Origin of the sequence: Mangrovicella endophytica (assembly GCF_002893625.1) — a bacterium.
GTDB classification, from domain to species: domain Bacteria; phylum Pseudomonadota; class Alphaproteobacteria; order Rhizobiales; family Rhizobiaceae; genus Mangrovicella; species Mangrovicella endophytica.
The window spans coordinates 50721-74757 of record NZ_PKMZ01000010.1; the positions used below are offsets into that span (position 1 = coordinate 50721).

Annotated in this window: 26 protein-coding genes; 14 read left to right on the forward strand and 12 right to left on the reverse strand. The window is 67.8% G+C overall.

The window, feature by feature from the left end; translation table 11 throughout:
• Positions 1–115: 115 nt before the first annotated feature.
• A complete protein-coding gene (locus C0R46_RS17190; RefSeq protein WP_102960897.1) occupies positions 116–982 on the reverse strand; it encodes a LysR substrate-binding domain-containing protein in 867 nt (288 codons plus the stop codon).
• Between the two features lie 99 nt (positions 983–1081).
• Here C0R46_RS17190 and C0R46_RS17195 point away from each other — a divergent pair, with 99 nt between their 5' ends.
• Positions 1082–1678, forward strand: a complete 597-nt coding sequence (locus C0R46_RS17195) for a LysE family transporter (RefSeq protein ID WP_102960898.1) — start codon at positions 1082–1084, stop codon at positions 1676–1678.
• Positions 1679–1753: 75 nt separating this feature from the next.
• Here C0R46_RS17195 and tlpA read toward each other — a convergent pair whose 3' ends face one another.
• Positions 1754–2461 (reverse strand): thiol:disulfide interchange protein TlpA, encoded by a 708-nt coding sequence (gene tlpA / locus C0R46_RS17200; protein ID WP_245413645.1) that lies wholly within the window; start codon positions 2459–2461, stop codon positions 1754–1756.
• A 23-nt stretch (positions 2462–2484) separates the two neighbouring features.
• Here tlpA and argH point away from each other — a divergent pair, with 23 nt between their 5' ends.
• The 5 genes from argH (at position 2485) to tam (ending at position 9394) form a co-directional block, all read left to right on the forward strand.
• Positions 2485–3912, forward strand: coding sequence for an argininosuccinate lyase (gene argH / locus C0R46_RS17205; RefSeq protein ID WP_102960900.1), 1428 nt, complete (start codon positions 2485–2487; stop codon positions 3910–3912).
• Positions 3913–4023: 111 nt separating this feature from the next.
• A complete protein-coding gene (locus C0R46_RS17210) occupies positions 4024–4338 on the forward strand; it encodes a hypothetical protein (protein WP_102960901.1) in 315 nt (104 codons plus the stop codon).
• 96 nt (positions 4339–4434) lie between these two features.
• Positions 4435–5703 (forward strand): diaminopimelate decarboxylase, encoded by a 1269-nt coding sequence (lysA, locus tag C0R46_RS17215; protein ID WP_102960902.1) that lies wholly within the window; start codon positions 4435–4437, stop codon positions 5701–5703.
• Positions 5704–5854: 151 nt separating this feature from the next.
• Entirely contained in the window at positions 5855–8584 is a 2730-nt protein-coding gene (locus tag C0R46_RS17220) for a TIGR02302 family protein (RefSeq protein WP_102960979.1), read from the forward strand.
• Between the two features lie 39 nt (positions 8585–8623).
• Positions 8624–9394 carry a trans-aconitate 2-methyltransferase gene (tam, locus tag C0R46_RS17225; RefSeq protein ID WP_102960903.1) on the forward strand — a complete coding sequence of 257 codons (771 nt, stop codon included), beginning with the start codon at positions 8624–8626 and terminating at the stop codon, positions 9392–9394.
• 6 nt (positions 9395–9400) lie between these two features.
• On the opposite strand, the gene C0R46_RS17230 is transcribed toward tam, so the two are convergent.
• Genes C0R46_RS17230 through C0R46_RS17240 form a run of 3 tightly spaced genes read right to left on the reverse strand, consistent with a single transcriptional unit; the run spans position 9401 to position 11004 of the window.
• Positions 9401–9820, reverse strand: coding sequence for a response regulator (locus C0R46_RS17230; protein WP_102960904.1), 420 nt, complete (start codon positions 9818–9820; stop codon positions 9401–9403).
• A 60-nt stretch (positions 9821–9880) separates the two neighbouring features.
• Complete coding sequence (gene hpt / locus C0R46_RS17235; protein ID WP_102960905.1) at positions 9881–10417, reverse strand: hypoxanthine phosphoribosyltransferase; 537 nt, start codon at positions 10415–10417, stop codon at positions 9881–9883.
• Entirely contained in the window at positions 10414–11004 is a 591-nt protein-coding gene (locus C0R46_RS17240) for a hypothetical protein (protein WP_102960906.1), read from the reverse strand. The genes hpt and C0R46_RS17240 overlap by 4 nt, the downstream gene beginning before the upstream one ends.
• A gap of 184 nt (positions 11005–11188) precedes the next feature.
• On the opposite strand from C0R46_RS17240, the gene ftsE reads away from it, so the two are divergent.
• From ftsE to C0R46_RS17260, 4 genes are all read left to right on the forward strand, one after another.
• Positions 11189–11848, forward strand: coding sequence for a cell division ATP-binding protein FtsE (gene ftsE / locus C0R46_RS17245; RefSeq protein ID WP_102960907.1), 660 nt, complete (start codon positions 11189–11191; stop codon positions 11846–11848).
• Positions 11841–12830, forward strand: coding sequence for a cell division protein FtsX (locus C0R46_RS17250; RefSeq protein WP_198598392.1), 990 nt, complete (start codon positions 11841–11843; stop codon positions 12828–12830). The genes ftsE and C0R46_RS17250 overlap by 8 nt, the downstream gene beginning before the upstream one ends.
• A gap of 91 nt (positions 12831–12921) precedes the next feature.
• Positions 12922–13671: a YdcF family protein gene (locus tag C0R46_RS17255; RefSeq protein WP_102960908.1), complete on the forward strand. Its 750-nt coding sequence runs from the start codon at positions 12922–12924 to the stop codon at positions 13669–13671.
• 153 nt (positions 13672–13824) lie between these two features.
• Positions 13825–14625: a lysophospholipid acyltransferase family protein gene (locus C0R46_RS17260; protein WP_102960909.1), complete on the forward strand. Its 801-nt coding sequence runs from the start codon at positions 13825–13827 to the stop codon at positions 14623–14625.
• 21 nt (positions 14626–14646) lie between these two features.
• Here C0R46_RS17260 and C0R46_RS17265 read toward each other — a convergent pair whose 3' ends face one another.
• Positions 14647–15159 carry a gamma-glutamylcyclotransferase gene (locus C0R46_RS17265; protein WP_102960981.1) on the reverse strand — a complete coding sequence of 171 codons (513 nt, stop codon included), beginning with the start codon at positions 15157–15159 and terminating at the stop codon, positions 14647–14649.
• Between the two features lie 98 nt (positions 15160–15257).
• On the opposite strand from C0R46_RS17265, the gene C0R46_RS17270 reads away from it, so the two are divergent.
• On the forward strand, positions 15258–16271 hold the full coding sequence (locus C0R46_RS17270) for a DUF2125 domain-containing protein (RefSeq protein ID WP_157944678.1): 1014 nt from the start codon (positions 15258–15260) through the stop codon (positions 16269–16271).
• A 42-nt stretch (positions 16272–16313) separates the two neighbouring features.
• Here C0R46_RS17270 and C0R46_RS17275 read toward each other — a convergent pair whose 3' ends face one another.
• Both C0R46_RS17275 and hisC read right to left on the reverse strand, forming a co-directional pair.
• Positions 16314–17285, reverse strand: coding sequence for a prephenate/arogenate dehydrogenase family protein (locus C0R46_RS17275; RefSeq protein WP_102960911.1), 972 nt, complete (start codon positions 17283–17285; stop codon positions 16314–16316).
• Positions 17282–18394 (reverse strand): histidinol-phosphate transaminase, encoded by a 1113-nt coding sequence (gene hisC, locus C0R46_RS17280; RefSeq protein ID WP_102960912.1) that lies wholly within the window; start codon positions 18392–18394, stop codon positions 17282–17284. Before hisC ends, C0R46_RS17275 begins: the two co-directional genes overlap by 4 nt.
• A gap of 386 nt (positions 18395–18780) precedes the next feature.
• Between hisC and metX the strand changes: the two genes are divergently transcribed.
• Both metX and metW read left to right on the forward strand, forming a co-directional pair.
• On the forward strand, positions 18781–19965 hold the full coding sequence (gene metX, locus C0R46_RS17285; protein WP_102960913.1) for a homoserine O-acetyltransferase MetX: 1185 nt from the start codon (positions 18781–18783) through the stop codon (positions 19963–19965).
• A complete protein-coding gene (metW, locus tag C0R46_RS17290; protein WP_102960914.1) occupies positions 19965–20603 on the forward strand; it encodes a methionine biosynthesis protein MetW in 639 nt (212 codons plus the stop codon). The genes metX and metW overlap by 1 nt, the downstream gene beginning before the upstream one ends.
• Positions 20604–20627: 24 nt before the next feature.
• Here metW and C0R46_RS17295 read toward each other — a convergent pair whose 3' ends face one another.
• From C0R46_RS17295 to C0R46_RS17305, 3 genes are read right to left on the reverse strand one after another with little or no spacing between them, the layout of a single operon-like run.
• Positions 20628–21347 carry a lysozyme inhibitor LprI family protein gene (locus C0R46_RS17295; protein ID WP_157944679.1) on the reverse strand — a complete coding sequence of 240 codons (720 nt, stop codon included), beginning with the start codon at positions 21345–21347 and terminating at the stop codon, positions 20628–20630.
• A 59-nt stretch (positions 21348–21406) separates the two neighbouring features.
• Positions 21407–22111, reverse strand: a complete 705-nt coding sequence (locus tag C0R46_RS17300) for a RibD family protein (protein ID WP_102960916.1) — start codon at positions 22109–22111, stop codon at positions 21407–21409.
• 58 nt (positions 22112–22169) lie between these two features.
• Positions 22170–22562, reverse strand: coding sequence for a (R)-mandelonitrile lyase (locus C0R46_RS17305; protein WP_102960917.1), 393 nt, complete (start codon positions 22560–22562; stop codon positions 22170–22172).
• Positions 22563–22685: 123 nt separating this feature from the next.
• On the opposite strand from C0R46_RS17305, the gene C0R46_RS17310 reads away from it, so the two are divergent.
• Positions 22686–22946: a hypothetical protein gene (locus C0R46_RS17310; RefSeq protein WP_245413646.1), complete on the forward strand. Its 261-nt coding sequence runs from the start codon at positions 22686–22688 to the stop codon at positions 22944–22946.
• A 49-nt stretch (positions 22947–22995) separates the two neighbouring features.
• Here C0R46_RS17310 and C0R46_RS17315 read toward each other — a convergent pair whose 3' ends face one another.
• On the reverse strand, positions 22996–23979 hold the full coding sequence (locus tag C0R46_RS17315; protein ID WP_102960918.1) for an aldo/keto reductase: 984 nt from the start codon (positions 23977–23979) through the stop codon (positions 22996–22998).
• Positions 23980–24037 lie beyond the last annotated feature (58 nt).

Sequence of the window (24037 nt, forward strand, 5' to 3'; positions counted from 1 at the left end):
CCATTGCCGGTGGGGCATCGCCGCTCGCCGCGTCGTCAAAGGCTGCGTGCCGTTGCGAAACAAGGGGGAGCCTTCGAGGAGGCGGGACTGTATCGAGCCTTTGAACGGTGCGTCGTCAGTCGCGCGCCCTGTCCACGAGGCCTTCGCGGATGTGGCGCAGCATCGCTGCGGCAGCCGGCGTCGGACTGCCCTTTGGTCGATGGAGCGTAATGGCGAAGGACGGCAGTTCCGGCAGCCCGTGTTCGGCGCCGAGAATGTCGAGCCCAGACGGAATGGTGCAGGCGAGCCAGGCCGTCACAGCGAGGTCGCTGCGGACCATCGCCGTCGTCGCCTCGATAGCGCCGCTCTCGAACAGCGTGCGCCAGGCATCGCCCTGCCGCTGCAGCGCCGCCAGCACCACCGGGCGAAAGGCACAGCTTTCCGCCACCATCGAGACTGGCAGCGGCCGCCGCCGATACGCTTCGCCGGCTCTCGCCCCCACCCAAAGCAGCCGCTCGACGCGCAGGCACTCGCCCGTCATGGCGTCAGCGGGCTCCTCGATCAGGGCGAGATCGATCGCTCCGCTGTTGAGAACGCCGAGAAGTTCGGTCGACGACGCGCAATGGAGCGAGACCTCCACCTCGGGATGGGTCTCTGCATAGGTCCGCAGCAGCGGCGCCAGCAGCGTGCCGACGAGATCATAGGGAACGCCGATCCGCACCTGGCCCCGGACAGCGCCGGCCGTCATCTCCGACCAGATCTCGTCGTTGAGGCCGAGCAGGCGCCGCGCCTTTGGCAGCAACTGCTCGCCCGCGGCCGTCAGCCGGATGCCGCGCCGGTCGCGCGCGAAGAGCACGGTGCCGAAGGTCTCTTCCAGCCGCTTCACCTGTTGGCTCACGGCCCCTTGCGTCCGGTGGCGGCTGTTGGCTGCCGCGGTCATGCTGGCGTGGTCGGCAACGCTGAGGAAGGTGCGGACGAGGTCCAGGTCGAGTTCGCGGGTCATACGGCATCATGGAACGTAATGCTGAGCATTATCAGCATTCGTTTCCATGAAGTCTAGCGCTGCTCTAACGCTTCGGCTCCCGACGAGAGGCCGACGACGATGCTGGAGCCCTTCCTGCCGCTGCTGCTGTTCACTGCCGTTGCGACCCTGTCCCCCGGCGGCGCGTCGGCGCTCGTGACCGCCTCCGGGGCCCATTTCGGCTATCGGCGGTCGCTGCCGCTGATCGCCGGCATCGCTCTTGGGCTGGCGTCGATGGGGGCAGCCGCGGCGGCCGGGCTCGGCGCCGTCATCGAGGAGCTGCCGGCGCTGCAGCTCGCCATCAAGGCCGTCGGATCTCTCTACCTTGCCTGGCTGGCGCTGCAGCTCGCGCTCGGCGGCCCGCCGCATCTGAACCGTGGCACGGTGCGGCCGACGCGCTTCGCCGCGGGGGTCTGGCTGGTCTGGCACAATCCGAAGGGCTGGGCGATGACGACCGGTGCCGCCGCGTCCTTCGTCGCGCTTGCGGACGGGCCGGGGCGGCTCTCGGCGATTCTCGGCATCACCTTCGGCGTCGCCGCCGCAATCTCGCTGACCCTCTGGTGCATCGCCGGGCTGCTGCTCGCCCGCCTGCTGAGGCGCGACTGGCAGTGGCGTGTCGTCAACGTTGCTCTCGCCCTGCTGCTGCTCGCCTCGATCGTCCCGATGTGGCTGGATTGAGCACGGCGGCGTCGTAGGCGCTCTTGAGCGCAGCCACGATCGTGGCGCTCGCTGTGCGCTGCGAGCCTTTGGCCGTCAGGCCTTCGGCGCCGCCACCTGCTGCTTCAGAACCTCGATCAGCGTCAGCGCGTCGGGGCTCGCCCATTCCGCCGGTCCGCTGATCGCGGCTCGCGCACAGCCGGTTTCATCGACCAGCAGCGTTGTCGGGAGGCCGACGGCGAGACCTTCGCCCTTCAGCGTGTTGAAGACGCCCATGGACGCGTCCCGCAGGAAGGGGAGGGCCGTCAGGTTGGTTTCGGCGTAGAAGGCCTTCGGCTTGTCCGGGCCGCCCATGTCGATGTTGATCGGCAGCACAGCGAACCGGCCGTCCCCCTTCTGGCGCTCCAGCGCGTCGAGCGCCGGCATCTCCTGACGACAGGGGACGCACCATGTCGCCCATAGGTTGACGAGCAGCGCCTTGCCGGAGAAGTCGGCCAGCGTCTTCTTCGCGCCGGCCTCGTCGTCGAAGGCGAGGCTTGCGACGTCGACGGGCGCATCGAGCGCCTGCACGGCTGCGACCTCGCCGCGGGCCGCCTTGTCGAGGGCGGCGCGAGCGGCATCGTCCAGCGGGCAGCGGCCGCTCCCGCCAGTGCCGAGACCGACGGCCGCCGCCAGTTCGTTGCCAGCGCCGGTTTCCATCACGTATATGCCGGCTGCTCCTGCTGCGATGCCACTGACGAGTGCCAGAGCCGCCACGAGCGCCAGTGTCCTGCCACGCCGGGCGCTCGGATTGTCCTGTGTCACTGCGCAAGCCTTTCAGAGGTCCGATGAGCCAGAAGACGAGCAACCAGATGTGGGGCGGCCGCTTCGCCTCCGGCCCGGATGCGATCATGGAGGAGATCAACGCCTCCATCGATTTCGACAGACGTCTTTATGCGGAAGACATCGCGGGATCAAAAGCGCATGCCGAGATGCTGGCCGAACAAGGCATCATTTCGACAGCCGACGCGACGGCGATTCGGGACGGGCTCGACCAGATCGCCGCGGAGATCACCGAGGGGCGGTTCTCCTTCTCGCGCGAGCGCGAAGACATCCACATGAACATAGAGGCGCGGCTCGCCGAGATCATCGGTCCTTCCGCCGGGCGTCTCCACACGGCGCGCTCGCGCAACGATCAGGTGGCGGTTGACTTCCGCCTGCATGTGAAAGCGGCGCTGCAGTCGACCGCCGGCGCGCTGACGCGCCTCATCGAAGCGCTGCTCGACCGCGCCGAGGAGCATGCCGGCACGGTGATGCCGGGCTTCACCCATCTTCAGGTCGCCCAGCCCGTCACCTTTGGCCACCACTGCCTCGCCTATGTCGAAATGGCCGCGCGCGACCTGTCGCGCTGCCGCGACGCGCTGGAGCGGCTGGATGAATCGCCGCTCGGCGCCGCGGCCCTGGCCGGCACAGGCTTCCCGATCGACCGTCATCGCACGGCGCAGGCGCTCGGCTTTCGCGAGCCGACGCGCAACTCGCTGGATTCAGTGTCGGACCGCGACTTCGCGCTGGAGTTCCTCGCAGTCGCCGCGATCGCCGCAACCCATCTCTCCCGCTTGGCCGAGGAGATCGTCATCTGGTCGACGCCGCAATTCGGCTTCGTGCGCCTGTCGGATGCCTTTTCGACCGGCTCCTCGATCATGCCGCAGAAGCGCAATCCCGATGCCGCCGAGCTGGTGCGGGCCAAACCAGGCCGCATCAACGGCGCTCTCATCTCGCTCCTGACGGTGATGAAGGGGCTGCCGCTGACCTATTCCAAGGACATGCAGGAGGACAAGGAACAGGTCTTCGACGCCATCGACAGCCTGTCGCTGGCGCTCGCCGCCGCCACCGGCATGATCCGCGACCTTTCCGTCGATACGGAGCGTATGCGTGCCTCAGCCGGCCATGGCTATTCCACGGCGACGGATCTCGCCGACTGGCTAGTGCGCGAGTTGGGGCTGCCATTCCGTGAGGCCCATCACGTCACCGGACGCGCCGTGGCGCTGGCGGAAGCCGGCAAGGTCGGACTGGAGGCGCTGCCGCTGGAGGCGCTGCAGTCGATCGACGGGCGCATCACCGAGGCCGTCTACTCCGTGCTCGGCGTCGATGCATCGGTGAACAGCCGCACCAGCTTCGGCGGCACGGCGCCTGACAATGTGCGCAGCCAGATTGCCTATTGGCGCGAGCGTCTCACCCGCGAGGCCGATCAGCAGCAGAGCGGCGATCGATCGTAGAACGGGTGATTTCTCCGGCCGTATCGGCTATGAGCGATGAACTAACCAACGGGCGGCCCGCTGCTGGCGCGTCCGGCGGTAGCGTGACTGCCTTCGTGTGAGTGGGGAACGATGACTGTTCTGACGCGTGCCGCGGCAATCGCCGCCGTGATGGTCGCCGCCGCGACGTTGGCCGGCTGCGGCGTCAAGAATTCGCCGGTCGCTCCCACCACCAAGGTGCCGCCGACGGTTTCGCGCGAGAAGGAGATCGCCCGGCCGGCCGATACGTCCTTCCGGCCGGTGGTGGTCGATCCGAACAAGACCGGCCTCGGGCGCGGCGCCGACATCACCACGCTGGACGAGGACACCAAGATCGATGCGGCCGAGGTCGCGCGTAACCGCGACGCCAAGAAAAAGACCTTCTTCCTCGATCCGCTGCTGAACTAGCACCGCGTCGGCCGGCGCCCTGCTCGTTCGACTTGAAGCCTCTGCCGGGCGCCCCGTCCGGCGTCCGGAAAGGGCGGCCTTGCCGCATATCCCCGCATGAACCACTTCGAGTATCGCGGCGGCGTCCTTCATGCCGAGGACGTGCCGGTGCCGGCGATCGCAGAGGCGATCGGAACGCCCTTGTACTGCTATTCGACGGCGACGCTGACGCGGCACTACCGCGTCTTCGCCGATGCTTTCGCCGATATCGACGCGCTGGTCTGCTACGCGATGAAGGCCAATTCGAACCAGGCGGTGCTGACGACGCTCGCCCGGCTCGGAGCCGGCGCCGATGTCGTCTCGGGCGGCGAGCTCAGCCGAGCGCTCAGCGCCGGTATCCCGGCCGAGAAGATCATGTTCTCCGGCGTCGGCAAGACGGCCGACGAGATGGACATGGCGCTGGCCGCGGGCATCTTCTGCTTCAACGTCGAGTCGGAGCCGGAGCTGGAGGCGCTTTCGGCGCGGGCGGTGGCGCTTGGCCGGGACGCGCATGTGTCCTTCCGGATCAATCCGGATGTCGACGCCAGGACACACGCCAAGATCTCGACCGGCAAGAAGTCCGACAAGTTCGGCATCGCCTTCGATCGCGCCGAAACGGTCTATGAGCGGGCGCGGGAGCTGCCGGGCATTACGGTGACCGGCATCGACATGCATATCGGCAGCCAGATTACCGAGCTTGCGCCCTTCGATCTCGCCTTCGACCGCCTGGCGGGGCTGGTGCGGCGGCTGCGGGCGGCCGGTCATCGCATCGACCATGTCGATCTCGGCGGTGGCCTCGGCGTTCCCTATCGCCGCGGCGATGAGCTGCCGCCGGAGCCGCCGGCCTATGCCGAGATCGTCAAGCGGCATGTGCGCGATCTTAACTGCCGCGTTGTGTTCGAACCCGGCCGGATGATCGCCGCCAATGCCGGCATCCTCGTCGCCAAGGTCCTCTATGTGAAGGAGACCGAGGCCAAGACCTTCGTCATTGTGGACGCCGCGATGAACGATCTGGTGCGGCCGACGCTCTACGAGGCCTGGCACGACATCGCGCCGGTGATCGAGCCTCACGACGGCGCAACGCTCATCGCCGACGTGGTCGGTCCGGTCTGCGAAAGCGGCGACTTCCTCGCCAGGGATCGCGCCCTCGATCCGGTCAAGGCTGGCGACCTCGTCTATGTCGCGACGGCCGGCGCCTATGGGGCGGCACAGTCGAGCACCTATAACAGCCGGCCGCTGATCGCCGAGGTGCTGGTGAAGGATGACGCCTACTTCGCCGTGCGGCCGCGCCAGACGATCGAGGAACTGATCGGCCTCGACAGGCTGCCGCCCTGGCTGGGCGCCTGATCAGGCTCGGCGGCCATTGGGCGGACAACCGTCGTGTCGGATCACGCGTCGCGGCGCGTGGCCGCAGCCTGCGACCGGACATCCGCCTCGCCTTCGCCGCAAAAGACGCTAAGCTCGTCCATTGTCGATCGAAACGGGAACGATGCTCGGCATGACGCCACGTCCGGACGCATCGGACCGCCCGGCGCGCTTGCGCTGGACACGAACGGGAGCCTTCCTGTCGCTCCTCCTCGAGCGGTTGTGGCCGGTCGTCTTCGCGCTCTCATGCCTCCTGGCCGTGTTCCTGACGCTTGCCTGGTCGGGCCTCTTCGCGGCCACTCCGTTCCCCGGCCGCATTGCCATCCTCGTCCTTCTCGTTGCAGCGGCGCTCGTCGCCTTGTGGCGTGCACGCGGCCTACGCTGGCCGAACCGCGCCGCGGTCGAGCAACGTATCGAGCGCGCCAGCGCGCTTCAGCATCAGCCGCTGCAGACACAGGGTGAGCGGCCGGCGATTACCGATCCCTTTGCCGCGGCGCTATGGCGCGAGCATCAGCGGCGCATGGCCGAACGGCTCCAGGGGCTGACGGGCGGCCTGCCGGCACCGCGCACCGAACGCCTCGACCCGCACGGCCTGCGCGCCATCCTCGCGCTCGCGCTGGTGGTCGCGTTTGGCTATTCCTTCGGCTCCGGCGGCGGTCGGGTCGCTGACGCCTTCCGCCCGGATGACGGCCGCCTTGCGCCTGGCGCGCGGCTCGATGCCTGGGTGACGCCGCCCTCCTATACCGGCAAGGCGCCGATCTTCCTGACGGGCGCGAACGGCGATGATCTCGGTGGCGTCACCGTGCCCGAGGGCAGTGTCCTTTCGGTGCGCCTCTCCGACGGCACCGGCGCGACCTTGTCCTTCCAGCCCGCGGGCGGGGGCGCGGCGGTGACGATCGAGCCGGGCAGCGAGGCTGCCAAGAGCGACAATCCGGCATCGACCGCGCCTGCGAAGCCGGCGCCCGTTGGGAGTGACGGCGTCGCTGCCACTACTTCCGCCTCGGCAACCGCCGTGGCAAAGGCAGATGGCGAATCAAAAACCGACGACAGCGGCCCGCGGCAATACGACGTGCCGTTGCGCGCCAGCGGCTCGGCAGTGCTCGCCACGGCGTTTTCGACGCTCGGCAACTGGCGCTTCGACGTCACGCCCGACAACGATCCCTCCATCGCCTTCGACGGTGATCCGAAGATTGCCCGGAACGGGGCGCTGGAGCTCGCCTATCGAGTGACGGACGACTATGGCGTTCGGCAGGGGCGGGCGGAGATTACCGTCACCGATCCGCTGGTGGCCGCCGGTGCCCGGCCGCTCGTCGAGAAGCCCGAGATCAATCTGGCACTGCCGCGCCGCACCAAGGGCGAGGCCAAGGGCCGCACCTCGGTCGATCTGACGGAAAGCCCCTATGCCGGCGCCAGTGTCGCTATGACGCTCGTGGCCGTGGACGATGCCGGGCAGAGCGGCCGCTCCGAGCCGCTGACGCTGATGCTGCCGCAGCGGCCGTTCAGCAATCCGCTGGCGAAGGCTGTGGTCGAGCAGCGGCGCATCCTGGCTCTCGATGCCCAGGCTGCGCCGCGCGTCGTCGAGATGCTCGATGCCGTCACACTGCACGGCGAGGACTTCATCCCCGAGGCCGGAGCCTACCTGGCGCTGAAGGCGGTGCGCACGCGCATCGCCACCGCCCATGACGACGATGCGCTGCGCTCGGCCGTGGACTTTCTGTGGCAGATCGCCCTCGGCATCGAGGACGGCAACCTGTCGATCGCCGAAAAGAAGCTGCGCGATGCGCGCGAGCAGCTTTCGGAGGCGCTGGAGAACGGCGCATCCGACGAAGAGATCGACCGGCTGATGCAGGAGCTGCGCCAGGCCATGCAGGAGTATCTGCAGGCCATGGCCGAGGCGATGAAGAACATGCCGCCGATGAGCCAGCAGCAGATGCAGGCCGGCGAGATGCAGGAGATCCGCCCGCAGGATCTCGACAAGATGCTCGACCAAATCGAGGATCTCGCCAAGTCAGGGTCCAAGGGTGCCGCCCAGCAGCTCCTGTCCGAGCTGCAGCAGATGATGGACAACCTGCAGACGGCGCAGCCGGGCCAGCAGCAGCAGGGCGGCGAGAACCCCATGCAGCAGCAGATGGACAAGCTGGGCGAGATGCTGCAGCGCCAGCAGCAGCTGATGGACAAGACCTTCGACCTCGGCCGGCGCCAGATGGAGAGCCAGGACGGGATGGAGGACGGCGCGCCGCAGGACGGCACTGAGGGCGAGCCTCAGCAGGGCCAGGAGGGGCAGCAAGGCCAGCAGGGTCAGCAGAGCGGTCAGGGCCAGCAGCCGATGACCGCGGAGGAGCTACAGAAGGCCCTGGATCAGCTCGCCCAGCAGCAGGGGCAGCTCCAGAAGGATCTCGAGGCGTTGCAACAGCAGATGCAGGGCATGGGGATGCAGCCGAGCGAGGGGCTCGGCAAGGCCGGCAAGTCGATGGGCGAGGCGCAGCAATCGCTGGGGCAAGGCGACGACGGCTCAGCCGTCGGCCAGCAGGGGCAGGCACTGCAGGCGTTGCGGGATGGTGCGCGCGACGCGATGAAGCAGATGCAGCAGGCCATGCAGCAGGGACAGGGACAGCAGGGGCAAGGGCGGCAAGGGCAGATGGGACAGGGCTTCGGGCCGGGGCAACAGCGTTCGGGCCGCGATCCGCTCGGACGTCAGCGCGCCACGCAGGGGCCCGACTTCGGCCAGGACGTCGGGGTTCCCGACGAAATCGATACGCAGCGGGCGCGGCGTATCCTCGATGCCATCCGCAACAGGCTCGGCGACGCCCTGTCGCCGGAGCTCGAACGCCAGTATCTCGAGCGCCTGTTGAAGACGCCCTGAGCCGCCGTCGTGGCTCTGGGTTCAGCAAGGCGGGCTGCAATGAAGGACTGGGAGCCGGCGCTCTACCTGCGCTTCGAGGCTGAGCGCACGCGACCCTCGACCGATCTTCTGGCGCGTGTCGAACCGCGCACCGCGGGACCGGTCGTCGACCTCGGCTGCGGGCCAGGCAACTCCACCGAGCTGCTCGCCAGGCGTTTTTCCCGATCCTCCATCATCGGTGTCGATACGTCGGAGGCGATGTTGACCGAGGCCCGGCGCAGGCTGCCGAGCGCCGAGTTTCACCGTGCGGATGTCGTGTCCTGGATGCCGGACGTGCCACCTTCGGTGATCTTCGCCAATGCGGTCCTTCAATGGGTGGGCGATCACGAGACGCTGCTGCCGCGCCTTGCCGGACTGCTGGCGCCGGGCGGAGTCCTGGCGATCCAGATGCCGGATAATCTCGACGAGCCGTCGCACCGGCTGATGCGCGAAACGGCCGAGGACGGTCCTTGGCGGGAGCGGCTCGCAGACGTCGTGACGGCACGACAGCGGCTGTTGCCGCCGGAGCGCTATTACGACCTGCTGGCGACCGTGGCGAGCGAGGTCGACGTGTGGACCATCGTCTATCACCACCCGATGCCGGACATCGAAGCAATCGTCGAATGGCTCCGCTCGACCGGGCTGAAACCCTTCATCGACGGGCTGGAGGATGCGCAGCGCTCGGCGTTCCTGCGGGCCTATGCCGAGCGGCTGGAGGGCGCTTATTCCGTCCGCAGCGACGGGCGGCGCCTGCTCGCCTTCCCGCGCCTCTTCATCGTGGCACGGCTGTAGGTCTGGTCAGGCGCAGGAGAGTAGCGGCTCGACATATGCGAGGTCGAGCGCCGGCGCCGCAACAGTTCCGACGATGCGATCCACCGCATTGCGAATTTCGGCAAGTGTGAACGGCTTGTCCAGCACGCCCTCGATGATCGCGGACAGATCGTCCGCCGCTTCCCGCTGCTCGGCATAGCCGGTCATCAGCAGGATGGGCAGGGACGGCCAGCGCGAAGCCGTAGCATGGGCGAGAGCGATTCCGTCCATTGCCGGCATGCGGATGTCCGACAGTAGAAGATCGAAGGCGCCGTCGGCAGCGGTAAGGGTGTCCAGTGCCTCCTCGCCGTCCTCGGCGAGCGAAAGCACGTGGCCGTCAAGTGCGAGCGCGCGCGCGACCAGACGGCGCACACCGGCATCATCCTCGGCGATCAGGATCCGTGCCATGTCATCCCCCTCTGCGTTGCGCGCCCGGTTTCTCTGCCCGGCTGCGATGCTGCTGCGACCTCAATCCACGATCCGGCCGACAAAGGGCAGCTCTCTGAACGCGTAACCCGCATCCATACCGTAGCCAACCACAAAGTGATCCGGACACTCGAAACCGACAAAATCGGCGTCGATCGCGGCCTCGCGCCGCATGCTTTTGTCCAGCAGGACAGCGATGCCGACCCCGATCGCGCCGCGCGACAGCATCAGCTCGCGCGCGAACTTAATGGTCCTGCCTGACTCGAGGATGTCGTCGACGATCAGAACGGTGCGGCCGGCGACCTCGCCCTCGATGTCGCGGATGATGCGCACATCGCCGCCCTTCGTGCCGGCGCCGTAGCTCGACAGCGACATGAACTCCACTTCCGGCGCGACACCGGCCTCGTGGAGGGCCCGGATCAGGTCGGCCGTGAAGACGAAAGAACCCTTGAGAATGGAGACGACGAGCAGGTTCTCCGGGGCGCCGGCGGCGACCTCATGGGCGACGCGCCGCACCTCGGCTGCGATCGCCTCGGCGGAGAAGAGCGTCTCGATGGTCTTGCCCTTGACCGTGATCATCGCAGGCGATTGTCCTTCTCGAAGAGGTGCGCAGACGCATGGCGCGTGTTGCTGCGGCGCTCCGTCACCTCGCTAACCCGGATAGAGCCCGGCGGCGGCGTCACGGCTGCATCCCGGGCGCGAGGCGTGCCCGACAAAGCAGCAATTCCGATCAAGAGGATGAGCACGCCGGCGGTACCAAAGGCAACCGGTTCGGCGATGAGCGTGCGAATGGCGGTCCCCATCCGGAAGAGCGTCGCCTCCGCGTCTCTTCTGCTCGCACCGGCCGTTGCCGCCCGGCGGGCCGATCCCTGGAAGACGAGGTCGCGCTCGGGCCGGGTCCGCCCTGCGCGTGCTGTCCGGACTGCAGCCGCGGCAGCGGCCGGATCGACGACGGTGATGTTGCGCGCTCGACGCGCGGCGCGGCCATCATGAATGCGCGGCTGCCCTTCGCCGGGGGAGGTTGCCTTCGTGCTGCCAACCGCCGGCGCGCGCCGGCTGACGACGGATGCCGTCCCGTCGATCACGCGGCTCCGCAGGCAATCCGACGGGGTGCCGGGTCGCCGACGAAGCGGCGAGGCTGACGGATGGTCGTCAAAGGCGGTCATCGCTGGCTCCCTTAACCATTCGGCAAGGGGTACGGACTTATGGTTAACAGGCGGTTTACGAACTAGAATCGCGAAGCTGGCAGATGCCTCCGGGGAGGCGCCGGCTAGGCACTGCGGCCTGAAATCACCACAGTGCACCGGTTGAACGAATCCGCGGCGGCGGCAGGCGAGGGGCTCCGGAAACGTGATTCGATTCGAGAATGTCGGCTTGCGCTACGACATGGGCCCGGAAGTCCTGCGCGACCTGACTTTCAGCATCCAGCGCCAGTCGTTCCAGTTCCTTACCGGCCCCTCGGGCGCCGGCAAGACGAGCTTGCTGCGGATGCTGTTCCTGGCGCTGAAGCCGACGCGTGGCCTCATCACCGTGCTTGGCCGCGACGCTTCGACGCTGACGCGCGCCGACCTGCCGTCGATCCGCCGGCGCATCGGCGTCGTGTTCCAGGATTTCCGGCTGCTCGACCATCTCACCACCTACGAAAATGTCGCGCTGCCGCTGCGGGTGCGCGGCAAGGAGGAATCGACCTACCGGCAGGACGTCATCGAGCTGATCAAATGGGTCGGCCTCGGCGAGCGCGTCGACGCTCCGCCCGTCGTTCTCTCCGGCGGCGAGAAGCAGCGCGCCGCCATCGCCCGCGCGCTGATCGACCAGCCGGACATCCTGCTCGCCGACGAGCCGACGGGCAACGTCGATCCGCCGCTGGCGCGCCGTCTGCTCCGCCTGTTCATGGAGCTGAACCGCACCGGCACGGCGGTGGTGATCGCCACGCACGACCTCGCACTGATGGACCAGGTGGAAGCACGCCGGCTGATCCTCTCGGATGGGCGCCTCGACATCTATGATTGAGTTTGGCGAGCGCATCGACGAATGGCGCGAACGTCTCGGCCTGCCGCGCCGCAAGCCGCGTCGCACCAGGCCGACGCCGATCGTCCCGCCGGCCAATGTCGCCGGTCGCGCGTTGATGACGGTGATCGGCATCATGACCTTCCTCGCCAGCCTGACGCTCGGCGCGGTGACGCTCGTCTCCGACACGGCCGCCAACTGGCAGAGCCAGATCGCCCGCGAGATCACCGTCCAGATCAAGCCGGACGAGGGGCTCGACATGAATGCGGCGTTGCAGACGGTGCAGATGATCGCGCTGGAGACGCGGGGCGTCACCGGTGCCGATGCGCTCGGCGATGCGGCGACGCAGCGGCTGCTGGAGCCCTGGCTCGGCGAGGGGCTCGATCTGGAGGAGCTGCCGGTGCCACGCCTCGTCGTCATCGGTATCGACGAGCGCAACCCGCCGGACTTTGAGCAGCTGCGCACCCGCCTGCGCACCGCCGTGCCGGCGGCGAGCCTCGACGATCACCGTGCCTGGGTATCGCGGCTCGTCTCCATGGCGCATGCGACGGTGCTGATCGGCGCGGCGATCCTGACGCTGGTGATGATCGCGACGGTGCTGACCGTCGTCTTCGCCACGCGCGGCGCCATGTCCGGCAACCGCCACATCATCGAGGTGCTGCATTTCGTCGGCGCCAAGGCGGGCTTCATCGCCGGCGAGTTCCAGCGCCACTTTCTGAAGCTCGGTCTGGCCGGCGCCGTCATCGGTGGCGCCGCGGCGCTGATCGTCTTCGTCGCGATGGGACGCTGGACGCAGATGAACCAGGCGACGCCAGAGGCGGATCAGATCACAGCCCTGTTCGGCTCCTTCTCGATCGGCTGGTCCGGCTATGCCGGCGTCGTGATCATCGTGGTGACGGTTGCGGGGCTAACGGCGATGACGTCACGGCTGACCGTCAAGCGGCAACTGGCGGCGATCGACATGCTGTCGCCGGTCGAGGGGTAAGGCCCTGTTAATGCTACTGGCGGAGACTCACGGGCATAACTTTACGGACTCTGCCTCGCCGATGCCGCCTTCCTCCCCTAGCTTCGCCTTGATGAGCGATGCAACGATCCCAGGCTGGAGCAGCCAGGACGCGAAGGCGAAGCGGCAGCCTCTCGAACATGCGCGGCTGCACTCGGCCGGCCGCTGGATGCGGCGCGGCCTGCTTGGCGTCGGCATCGCCCTCCTGCTCGTCGCGGGCTATCTGGGCGGCGGCTTCCTGCGTTTCGCGCAGGAGATCACGATGTTCGCAGCGCCCGCCAAGATCGAGCGCGCCGACGGCATCGTCGTCCTCACCGGCGGTGCGGCCCGGCTCGACCAGGCCATCGACCTCCTGAAGACGGGCCTTGCCGACCGCCTGTTGATCAGCGGCGTCAATCCCGGCACCAGCATCGACACGCTGTCGCGCCTGACCGCGACCGATCGGTCCTGGTTCGATTGCTGCGTCGACATCGATTATGCCGCCAATACGGTCGGCAATGCCGAGATGACCAATCGCTGGGCGCGGCTGCGCGGCTTCGACGAGCTGATCCTCGTCACCAGCGACTACCACATGCCGCGTTCCCTGCGGGAGTTCGACCGCGTATCGGAGGTGCGCACGATCATCCCCTATGCAGTGCGTCGGGCCGATCTCTGGAGCTCGTCCAGCCTGCCCAACGGCATGGGGCTGAAGGTGCTTGTCACCGAATATGCCAAGCTTCTGGCTGTCCGCTTCCGCGATGTCACGGGTATCGAGGCCCGCAATCTAGTCGGCGGCCGCCGGGTTGCCGCACTCGGCCAGCAGGCGACGGGCACTGAAGACTGACGCAGTCGGTCGTGGCTGGCCGCAGCCTTCGGCCGGCCAACCCTTCAAATCACGACCGCAGCATCGTAAGGCTGTGCGCCGAAGCGCCGGCCGGCGGCGCACAGCTCCCGCGCCGGCCTCAGGCCTGCGCCAAGCCAAGGTGCCTTCGCCCCGATGACCGTCGTTCGATCGCTCCTGTTCAACCTCCTGTTCTATCTGAACCTGATCGGGCAGCTGATCATCTACGCGCCGGTATTCTTCATCGTGCCCGAGCGCACCGCCTGGACGATCGTGAAGAACTGGGCGCGCTCCAGCCTGTGGCTGCTTAAGTACGTCGCCGGCATCGAGGCGCGCATCACCGGGCAGGAGAACATCCCAGCAGGCTCCTGCATCATCGCATCGAAGCATCAGTCCTTCTGGGAGGTGTTCGCGCTGATTCCCGAAGTCGAGCGGCCGACCTTCGTCCTGAAGAAGGAGCTGATGCGCATTCCGCTGTTCGGCTGGTTCGCCGCCCGTATGGGCATGATCCCGGTCGAGCGCGGCCGCCGGGGCGCCGCCGTCGCCTCGATGGTAGAGGGCGCCGAGAAGGCCATCGCCGAAGGGCGGCAGATCGTCATCTTCCCGGAAGGCACGCGCGTGCAGCCGGGCGCAGCGCCGCAATACCGGCCAGGGGTCTTCCGCCTCTACGAGGCTCTGGGCCTGCCGGTCGTACCGGTGGCGCTGAACTCCGGCCTCTACTGGCCGCGCCGCAAGTTCGTGCGCCGTCCCGGCACGATCCGGGCCGAATTCCTCACCGTCATCCCGCCGGGCCTCGAGCGTGACGATTTCCTCGAACGGGTGAGCTTCGAAATCGAGATCCGTTCAGATGCGCTGATCCGCAAGGCCTTCGAGGAAAGCCGCGACCTGCCGATGAGCGAGCTGGTGAAGGCCCGGCTCGCCGCCGAGGACAGCCTGGAAGCGCAGCCCTCTTCTTAGGTCGCGAGCGCGGTCGCCGGCTCACAGCCGGCGCACGACGGCTTCCAGCCAGTTGTCGCGCAGGCCCATCTCCCGGATATGGTCGAGCGCGCTGCGGACATAGTCGACATTCGGACCCGACTGCCCGTGCGAGCGGCGCACGATCTCCGCCGCATGCTCGACCGTCAGGCGACCGGCATACTGCGTGTGGCCGCGATCGACGACATAGACGAGCGCGCGCACGCTGCGCCCGTCCTCGAGCCGCACCGGCAGCGTCAGCTCGCGATAGACGTTGGTGACGAGTTCTCGCTCGCGCAGATAGGCGACGACCTCGTCCCACCCCTCCGGCGCCACCCGAAAGGCCATGCCGACGCAGGAGCCGCCGCGGTCGAGCCCGAAGACGAGGCCCGGCCGCTCGGGCGAGCCGCGATGGACATGCGAGTGGATGCAGAGCGAGCGGTGATAGCCGGCGAGGCGCGCCTTCTGGCGTTCCACGAAGTCGAAGCCGGGCCGCCAGATCAGCGAGCCATAGCCAAACACCCAGAATTCCGTCATCGCCTTGGAAAAGCCCTTCTCGTCGGCGGCTTCTGCAGGACCTTCCATGGCGCCGTCAGACCATGAGAAGCTGCAAGCCGCAGACACTGGAATTGCCGATGAAACAGATCGCCGAACGCCGCTCGAGCCGCGGTTACACAATCATCCTCGCGATCGTGGTGATTCTGGCCGCCGCACTCAGCGCCGGCTGGTACTACGTCGCCGGAGAGCTGGACAAGGTGGTGACGCAAGCTCTGGCTCGCGCCGAGAAGGGCGGCGCGACGGTGACCTGCGCCAACCGGCAGACCTTCGGCTATCCCTTCCGGATCGGGATCCACTGCGATGCGGTCGCGGTCGAGACGCTGAGCAAGGACGTGCGCATGACGGCGGGGACACTGCGCACCGCGGCGCAGATTTACCAGCCGAACAAGGTCGTCGCCGAGCTCGATGGCCCGGCCTTCCTGGAAGCCGGCGATCTGCCGCCGCTGGATCTGCGCTGGTCGCTCGGCCAGGCCAGCGCAACCTTCTGGACGCAAGGCGCCGACCATCTATCGTTCGCCTTCGACAATCCGGAGGTGGCGTTGGCGCAGCCCGCGGCCGGCCGCGCGCCGCTTGCCGCGGCGGTGCGATTCGAAGCGCATGCAAGGCGGCGTGAGGGCGATCTCGACATCGCGCTTACGGATCGCGGCGTGAAGATGCTGTCGCCGGAGCTCGCCTCGCTACCGGCCTTCGACGCGTCGGCCGACCTTTCCGTCAGCGGAGCCGCCGACTGGCTGAACGGGCGCGTTGCGGGACGAACGCCGGCCGAAGTGCTCGCCGGGCGGACGGTGACGCTGCGCGCGCTGAAGCTGGAAAGCGGCACGGCGATCGCCGAAGTGTCGGGCCCAATCTCCGTCGGTGCGGACGGCGAGATCTCCGGCGACCTGAAGCTCGCCGTGGCGGACGCGCAGCGCATCGCCGCGCTGGTCGCCGGCGTCGCGCCGGAGCTTGCGGGCGTCGCCGGCTCCGTCGCCTCGGCCATCACCTTCATCGGCCGGCCGGAGGACGGGCGCACGGTCATCGCGCTCACTATCCGCGACGGCGAGGTGGCGGCGGGCGTCATTCCGCTCGGCTCGATCCCGCCGCTGCGCTGAGGTCAGCGCAGCGACAGGGTTCCGCCCCGAGACGCGTGGTCCCTACCGGTCCGGCGCCACGGTGGCGATTGCCGGTGCCGCCTCGGTCTTGCCCTCGCCGGCGGCGCTGCGGCCGAAGTCGGCCCGCGCCGTATCCTGGCCGGCCTCGACGATGCCGCGGCGGATCGCCCGGGTGCGGGTGAAGAGGTCGAACAGCGCGTCGCCGTCGCCCCAGCGGATTGCCCGCTGCAGCGAGGCGAGATCCTCCGAGAAGCGCGCCAGCATCTCCAGCACCGCGTCGCGATTGGTCAGGAAGATGTCGCGCCACATGGTCGGATCAGAGGCCGCGATGCGCGTGAAGTCGCGGAAGCCCGAGGCCGAGAACTTCACCACCTCGGACTGCGTCACGGTTTCCAGGTCGGCGGCGGTGCCGACGATGTTGTAGGCGATGAGGTGCGGCACGTGGCTGACGATCGCCAGCACCAGATCGTGGTGCTCGGTGGTCATCACCTCGACATTCGAGCCGGACGCCTCCCAGAACCGCCGCAGCCGCTCGACGGCCTGCACATCGGTGGTCTCGGACGGCGTCAGGATGCACCAGCGGTTGCGGAAGAGCTCGAGAAAGCCCGCGTCCGGGCCGGACTGCTCGGTGCCGGCAATCGGATGGGCCGGCACGAAGTGAACCGTCTCGGGGAGATGCGGCTGCATCTGCGCGACTACCGCGCCCTTCACGGAGCCGACATCGCTGACGATCGCACCCGGCTTCAGCGCCGCGGCGATCTCCTTGGTGACAGCGCCGCAGGAGCCGACGGGGATGCAGAGGATGACGAGATCGGCATCCCGCACGGCCTCGGCGGCCTCCAGATGGTAGCTGTCTCCGAGGCCGAGCTCCTCGGCGCGCTTCAGCGTCTCCGGGCGCCGGGTGGCGATGGCGATGTGCCGGGCCAGGCCGTGGGCACGGGCATTCAGCGCGATCGAGGAGCCGATCAGGCCGATGCCGATCAGCGCCAGGCGCTCAAACAAAGGCTCCGTCATCGCGTGGCGGCTCCCAGGAACTCGGCCAGCGCGCTGACGACGCCGCGATTGGCCTCTTCGCTGCCAATCGTCATGCGCAGCGCGTTCGGAAAGCCGTAGCCGGCGACGCGGCGCAGGATGAAGCCGCGCTGCGTCAGGAAGGCATCGGCCTCGGCCGCGCCCTTGCCGGTGGTGTCGGGGAAGTGGACCAGCACGAAGTTGCCGACGCTCGGCGTCACGGTCAGGCCAAGCGCCGTCAGCTCGCCCGTGACCCATTCGAGCCAATGCGAATTGTGCTCCACCGCGGCATCCACGAAGGCGCGGTCGCGCACCGCCTCGGCGCCGGCGGCGATCGCCAGCGCGTTGAGGTTGAAGGGACCACGCACGCGGTCCATCGCGTCGATTACCGCCTCCGGCCCGTAGAGCCAGCCGATCCGCAGCGCCGCAAGACCGTGGATCTTGGAGAAGGTGCGGGTCATCACGACGTTGCCGGATTGCGAGACCAGCTCGATGCCGGCGGAATAGTCGTTGCGCCGGACATATTCGGCGTAGGCCGCGTCGAGGACGAGAAGAACGTGTCTCGGCAGCCCGGCCTGCAGGCGCCGGACCTCGTCGAAGGGCAGGTAGGTGCCCGTCGGATTGTTGGGATTGGCCAAGAAGACCATCTTGGTGCGCGGCGATACCAGACCGAGGATCGCTTCGACGTCGGCGCGCGCATCCGTCTCCGGCGCCACGACCGGCGTCGCACCGCGCGCCATGATCTGGATCTTGTAGACGAGGAAGCCGTGCTCGGTGTGGATCGCCTCGTCGCCTTCGGCCAGATAGGTCTGGCAGAGGAGGCCGAGCAGCTCGTCCGAGCCGTTGCCGCAGAGGATGTTCGCCGGATTGAGGCCGTGGACCTCGGCAATCGCCTGCTTCAGCGCCGTTGCCTGACCGTCGGGATAAAGCTCGGGATGGGCGGCCGCGGCCGTGATCGCGGCGCGGGCGCGCGGCGAGGCGCCGAGCGGCGTCTCGTTGGAGGACAGCTTGTGCAGCGTCACGCCGGCAGGCGCCTTGCTCTTGCCGGGCTCATAGCGCTCGATATCCAGGACGCCCTTGTTGGGAACGGGGCCGGTCATCTCGCTCGTCATCGCTGAAATCCCTGGAGGCGGGGCACAAAGATAAGGATGCGCCTGCACGCGTTGGCGCCGCATGTTCCACTGAAAACGCTCATCTTTGGCCGTGGGGCGTCCATTGGACGTATGCCGATGTATGGCGACAAAATGGACGGAATGAACGTCAGCGCCCGCAATAGCGGTCGAGCCTGGTGATGTCGAGATCGAAGCCGTAGCTCTGCAGCCGCGTCATCTCCGCTGTCGGCTCCAGCACGGCCGGGATCCTGCCAGACTTGCCTCCACGCTGGTGAAGTGGTGAATGGTCCCTCGGCCTTCCGCCGGACAAGATGTCGGCCCTATCGTCCGAGCGCTTCGGTCTTCACCGGAGTTGCTCCAGAGGCCGGCCGCAGGACCTTAGGACCATGACCGCCAACAGCGCCGCGCTCATCGATACGCTTCCGGCCGGAGCCCGCGAAGCCAACCAGCCGTCCAGCCTGGTTGCCCATTTCGGCATGGACGAGCCGCTGCGGCTCGACGCAGGCCGTGACTTGGCGCCCTTCCAGATCGCCTACAACACCTATGGCGAGCTGAACGCCGACAAGTCCAACGCCATCCTCGTCTGCCACGCGCTGACCGGCGACCAGTATGCAGCCTCGATCTCGCCGGTCACGGGACGGCCCGGCTGGTGGTCGTCGCTGATCGGCCCCGGCAAGCCGATCGATACGTCGCGCTACTTCGTCATTTCGTCGAACGTCATCGGCGGCTGCATGGGCACCACAGGCCCGGCCTCGATCGATCCCGCCACCGGCGAGCCCTACGGGCTGAACCTGCCGGTGATCACCATCCGCGACATGGTGCGCGCGCAGGCGATGCTGGTCGATCGGCTCGGCATCGACACGCTGTTCGCCGTGGTCGGTGGGTCGATGGGCGGCATGCAGGTGCTGCAATGGACGGTGAGCTACCCGAACCGTGTGTTCGCGGCGCTGCCGATCGCCACCGGCGCGCGCCATTCCTCGCAGAACATCGCCTTCCACGAGGTCGGCCGGCAGGCTGTGATGGCCGATCCCGACTGGCGCGGCGGGCGCTACATCGTCGAAGGCACGCGGCCGAAGAAGGGCCTCGCCGTCGCGCGCATGGCCGCGCATGTCACCTATCTCTCGGAGGCGGCGCTGGCGCGCAAGTTCGGCCGCAATCTGCAGGACCGGGAGGCCTTCGGCTTCGGTTTCGACGCCGATTTCCAGATCGAGAGCTACCTGCGCTACCAGGGCATGACATTCGTCGATCGCTTCGACGCCAACTCCTATCTCTACATGACGCGGGCGACCGACTATTTCGACATCGCCGCCGACTATGGCGGGCGGCTGGCCGACGCCTTCAAGGGTACGTCCACCCGTTTCGGCCTCGTCTCGTTCTCCTCGGATTGGCTGTTCCCGACCACGGAACACCGGGCGATCGTGCATGCGCTGAACGCGGCGGCCGCTTCGGTCTCCTTCGTCGAGATCGAGACCGACAAGGGCCATGACGCGTTCCTGCTGGACGAGCCCCGCTTCCACGACGTCGTCAACGGCTTCCTGTCCTCGGCGGCGCGAGCGAGGGGCATCATCTGATGGATACGCTCGTCCCGACGAGCCGGATCGTGACCGGCAATGTTCGCGTCGACCTGCAGGTCATCGCTGACCTCGTGACGCCCGGCGCCCGCGTGCTCGACGTCGGCTCCGGCGACGGCTCGCTCCTGGAACTGCTGGCGACCGCCAAGGGCGTCGATGGGCGCGGCATCGAGCTCAGCCAGGAAGGTGTCAACGAATGCGTGGCGCGGGGCCTGTCGGTGATCCAGGGCGATGCCGACCGCGACCTCGTCTATTATCCGGACGCAGCCTTCGACTACGTGATCCTGTCGCAGACCATCCAGGCGACGCGCAATCCGAAGATCGTGTTGTCGGAGCTCCTGCGCATAGGACACCGCGCCATCGTGTCCTTCCCGAATTTCGGGCACTGGTCGATCCGCATGTCGCTCGGCCTGCGCGGCCGCATGCCGATGACGGAGAACCTGTCGCACTCGTGGTACGAGACGCCGAACATCCACTTCTGCACCATCCGCGACTTCGTGGCGCTGTCGGGCGAGCTCGGCGCGACAGTGGAGACGGCATTCGCGCTGAACGCGGCGGGGCAGAAGATGTGGATGACGATGCCCTGGGCGTTCTGGAACCTCTTCGGCCAGCAGGCGGTGTTCGTGCTGCGACGTTGATCGCGGCGGGCGGTGCGCGTCTTTTCAGGCGCCGCCGCACATGTGCTGGGAATCGGCGAGCGTCCAGGTGGCGCCGGACTTCAGGTTGGTCGTCATGTAGAAGCGGCCGCGATCGTCGCCGGCCGGGCAGCCCTGTGGAATCCAGACGAGGCACATCAGCACTTTGTCGCCCGGCTTGGAGGCGATCAGCGCCGCCTCGCGGTCATAGGAGACCTGGTAGCCGCCATTGGCATATTCGATGCCGGTACCGGAGTCGTAGTCCGCATCGGTGATCGGACCGCCGTCTCCAAGCCGGGGATGCACCGCGCTGACGCTCGTCATCGCGCACTGCCCCAGCGTCTGCGGCAGCGCTCCCGCCGCGATCGACGCCCCGGCGGCGATCGTCTTCGCCGTTACGTCCGACGGCAGCGCCGTCGTCGCGCCGATATTACCGAGGCGCTCGACGACGCCCACATACGCCGCAGCAAGGCAGGACTGGTTGGTGGCGCAGGAGGCACGTTGCGCCATGAAGTCCCGCGAGGTCGTCTTCGCCTCCTCGGCGAATTGCTTGCGCGCTTCCCCATAGGCCTTGCCGAGGACGTCATCGAGCCGGGACAGGAGCGGCGAGGCGCAGACCGCCTTCTCCGCCGGCGATGCGGCCTTGCCGCAGTCGAAGCTCGCAGCCTCTGCAGGGAGGGTCGCCGAGAAACCTGCGGCCACGACGGCGGCAGCCCCGAGCCCGCGCTTCAACCATATCCCGCTCATATGCGTTCCCCTGCTGCTACCGGATTACGTGCTGGAGCATCCGGCCGACTGCCTTTAGTTCAGGCCGGCTCCACCTTGTAGCGCAGATGCACGATGCCATGCTCCAGCGTTTCGGCCGAGAGGAAGCTGAGACGCGCCGATCCCGCAAGGCCCTCGGCGCCGCTGTCGAAGACGCCGGTGATGCCGTCCGCGCCATCGATCGCCGGCGCGACGAGCAGGCTGATCTCGTCGACGAGGCCTGCCTTCAGGAGCGAGCCGTTGATCGTGCCGCCGCCCTCCAGGATCAGCCGCTCGATGCCGAGTTCCTCCCGCAGCACCGCCAGCATTGAGCCGACATCCATCGTCTCGTCTGCGGCGACGAGGTAGGAGACGCCGTCGCCGGCAAGCTCGGCAAGGTGGCTGTCGGGCACGTCATGGCCGAGCAGCACGACGACGGGATCGCCGCCGATGTCCGGCTTGGCGAAGTGGAGCTTGCCGGAGCGGTCTAGTGCCAGCGCATAGGTCGTAGCATCGCGCGTGACGAAGTGGTGCGGCCGCTGCACGGAGACGGCGCCGGCCGGCGGATGAGCCTCGCCCTTGCTCATCTCCGCCATGGTCGTGCGGCCGACCAGCCAGGCATCGGCCTTCATCCGGTCGTGCAACTGCTCGTAGAGGCTCGACCATTGGGCGCGATCGCCGTCAGGGCTCGCCGTCCAGCGGCTTGGATGGATGCGTCCGTCGAGCGAGACCATCATGTGGCAGATCACGGTGGGACGTTCGCTCATTGCATGTCTCTTCGGCTGTGTTTCAACTGATTTGCTTTCGTGGGCTCAAGCGTGGGCGTCAGCCGCCCGCATATTCGGCGTCGGAGACCTTCTCCAGCCACTCCACTGCCTTGCCGTCCTTCATCTCGGCGATGGCGATGTGGCTCATCGCGCAATCGGCCGATGCGCCGTGCCAGTGCCGCTCGCCGGGCGCGAAGAAGACGATATCGCCCGGCCGCACCGTCTCGATCGCGCCGCCATCGCGCTGCACCCGCCCGAGGCCGCTGACGATCAGGATCGTCTGGCCGAGCGGATGCGTGTGCCAGGCGGTGCGGGCGCCCGGCTCGAAGGTGACCGTTGCACCCGACAGTCCGCCGCTGCCGGCAAAAGGCGCGTCGATGCGCACGCTGCCGGTAAAGTAGTCGGTTGGCCCCGCCTTCGAAGGCTGCGAACCGCTGCGCTTGATGTCCATGGATGCACTCCGTGATCGTCGGACGATATCGGTTTGGAACGTCAGCCACCGAAGCGGGGGCACGGCTGACGTCACGTCCCGCCGGCACTACATAGCGGGCGACATTCATTGAGGAGGCCGCCCATGCGCCCAGCCATTCCCTTCGCCCTTGCGGCCGCCGTTCTTCTCTCCGGCTGCACCACGATGAGCCCGCAGGAGCGTCGGGCGGCCGACGAGGAAACCTGCCGCGGCTACGGCTTCAAGCCGCGAACGAACGGCTTTGCCGAATGCCTGCAGCGCATCGACCTCGATCGCGAGGCGGACCGGCGGGCACGCCGCTATGGCGGCCGCTATGACGGGCCTGGTTTCGGCGTCGTGGCGATCGGCGGCTACGAGCGCTGGTAGAGCCGAGCGAGCCTCGTCTATCCGGTCAGAGGCTCGATCCAGCTGCCTCTCAGACGTCGATCGTGCGCATGCCGGCGTCGGCATAACGGTTGCCGGCCGTGGCGCCCTTCGGAAAGGACGCCTCGATCTCGGCAAGCTCGTCCGGGCTCAGCTCAACATCCGCCGCGGCGATGTTCTCCTCGAGATAAGGAATGCGCTTGGTGCCGGGGATGGGGACGATGTCCTCGCCCTGCGCCAGCACCCAGGCGAGCGCCACCTGGGACGACTTCACGCCCTTGCGCGCCGCCAGCGCTTCGATCTTGCCGACAAGGTCCAGATTTTTCTGGAAGTTCTCGCCGGAGAAGCGCGGCGAGCCGCGGCGGAAGTCGCCTTCCGGCAGATCGGCCTCCGAGCGGAAACGGCCGGTCAGGAAGCCGCGGCCGAGCGGCGAGTAGGGCACGAAGCCGATGCCGAGCTCGCGCACCGTCGGCAGGATCTCGTCCTCCGGATCGCGGCTCCATAGCGAGTATTCCGTCTGCAGCGCGGCGATCGGATGGATTGCATGCGCCTTGCGGATGCTGGCGGGCGAGGCCTCCGACAGGCCGAGCGCGCGCACCTTGCCCTCGCGCACCAGCTCCGCCATGGCGCCGACCGTATCCTCGATCGGCGTCTGCGGGTCGACGCGATGCTGGTAATAGAGATCGATGACCTCGACGCCGAGGCGCTTCAGGCTCGCTTCGCAGGCGAAACGCACATAGTCCGGCTTGCCGGAGATGCCGAGCCGCTCGCCGTTCGGCCCACGGACATTGCCGAACTTCGTCGCCAGCACGACCTCATCGCGGCGGCCCTTCAGCGCCTTGCCGACAAGTTCCTCATTATGGCCGACGCCGTACATGTCGGCGGTGTCGAGGAAGGTCACGCCACGATCGATGGCGCGACGGATGACGGCGATGGATTCCGCCTCGTCGCCGGCACCATAGAACTCCGACATGCCCATGCAGCCGAGGCCGATGGCCGAGACTTCGAGTTCGCTTCCGAGCTTGCGCTTGTGCATGGCTGCCTCCGATCGTCTTGGGAGGACACTCAGATAGCCGCGGCCGGCAATCCGGCCA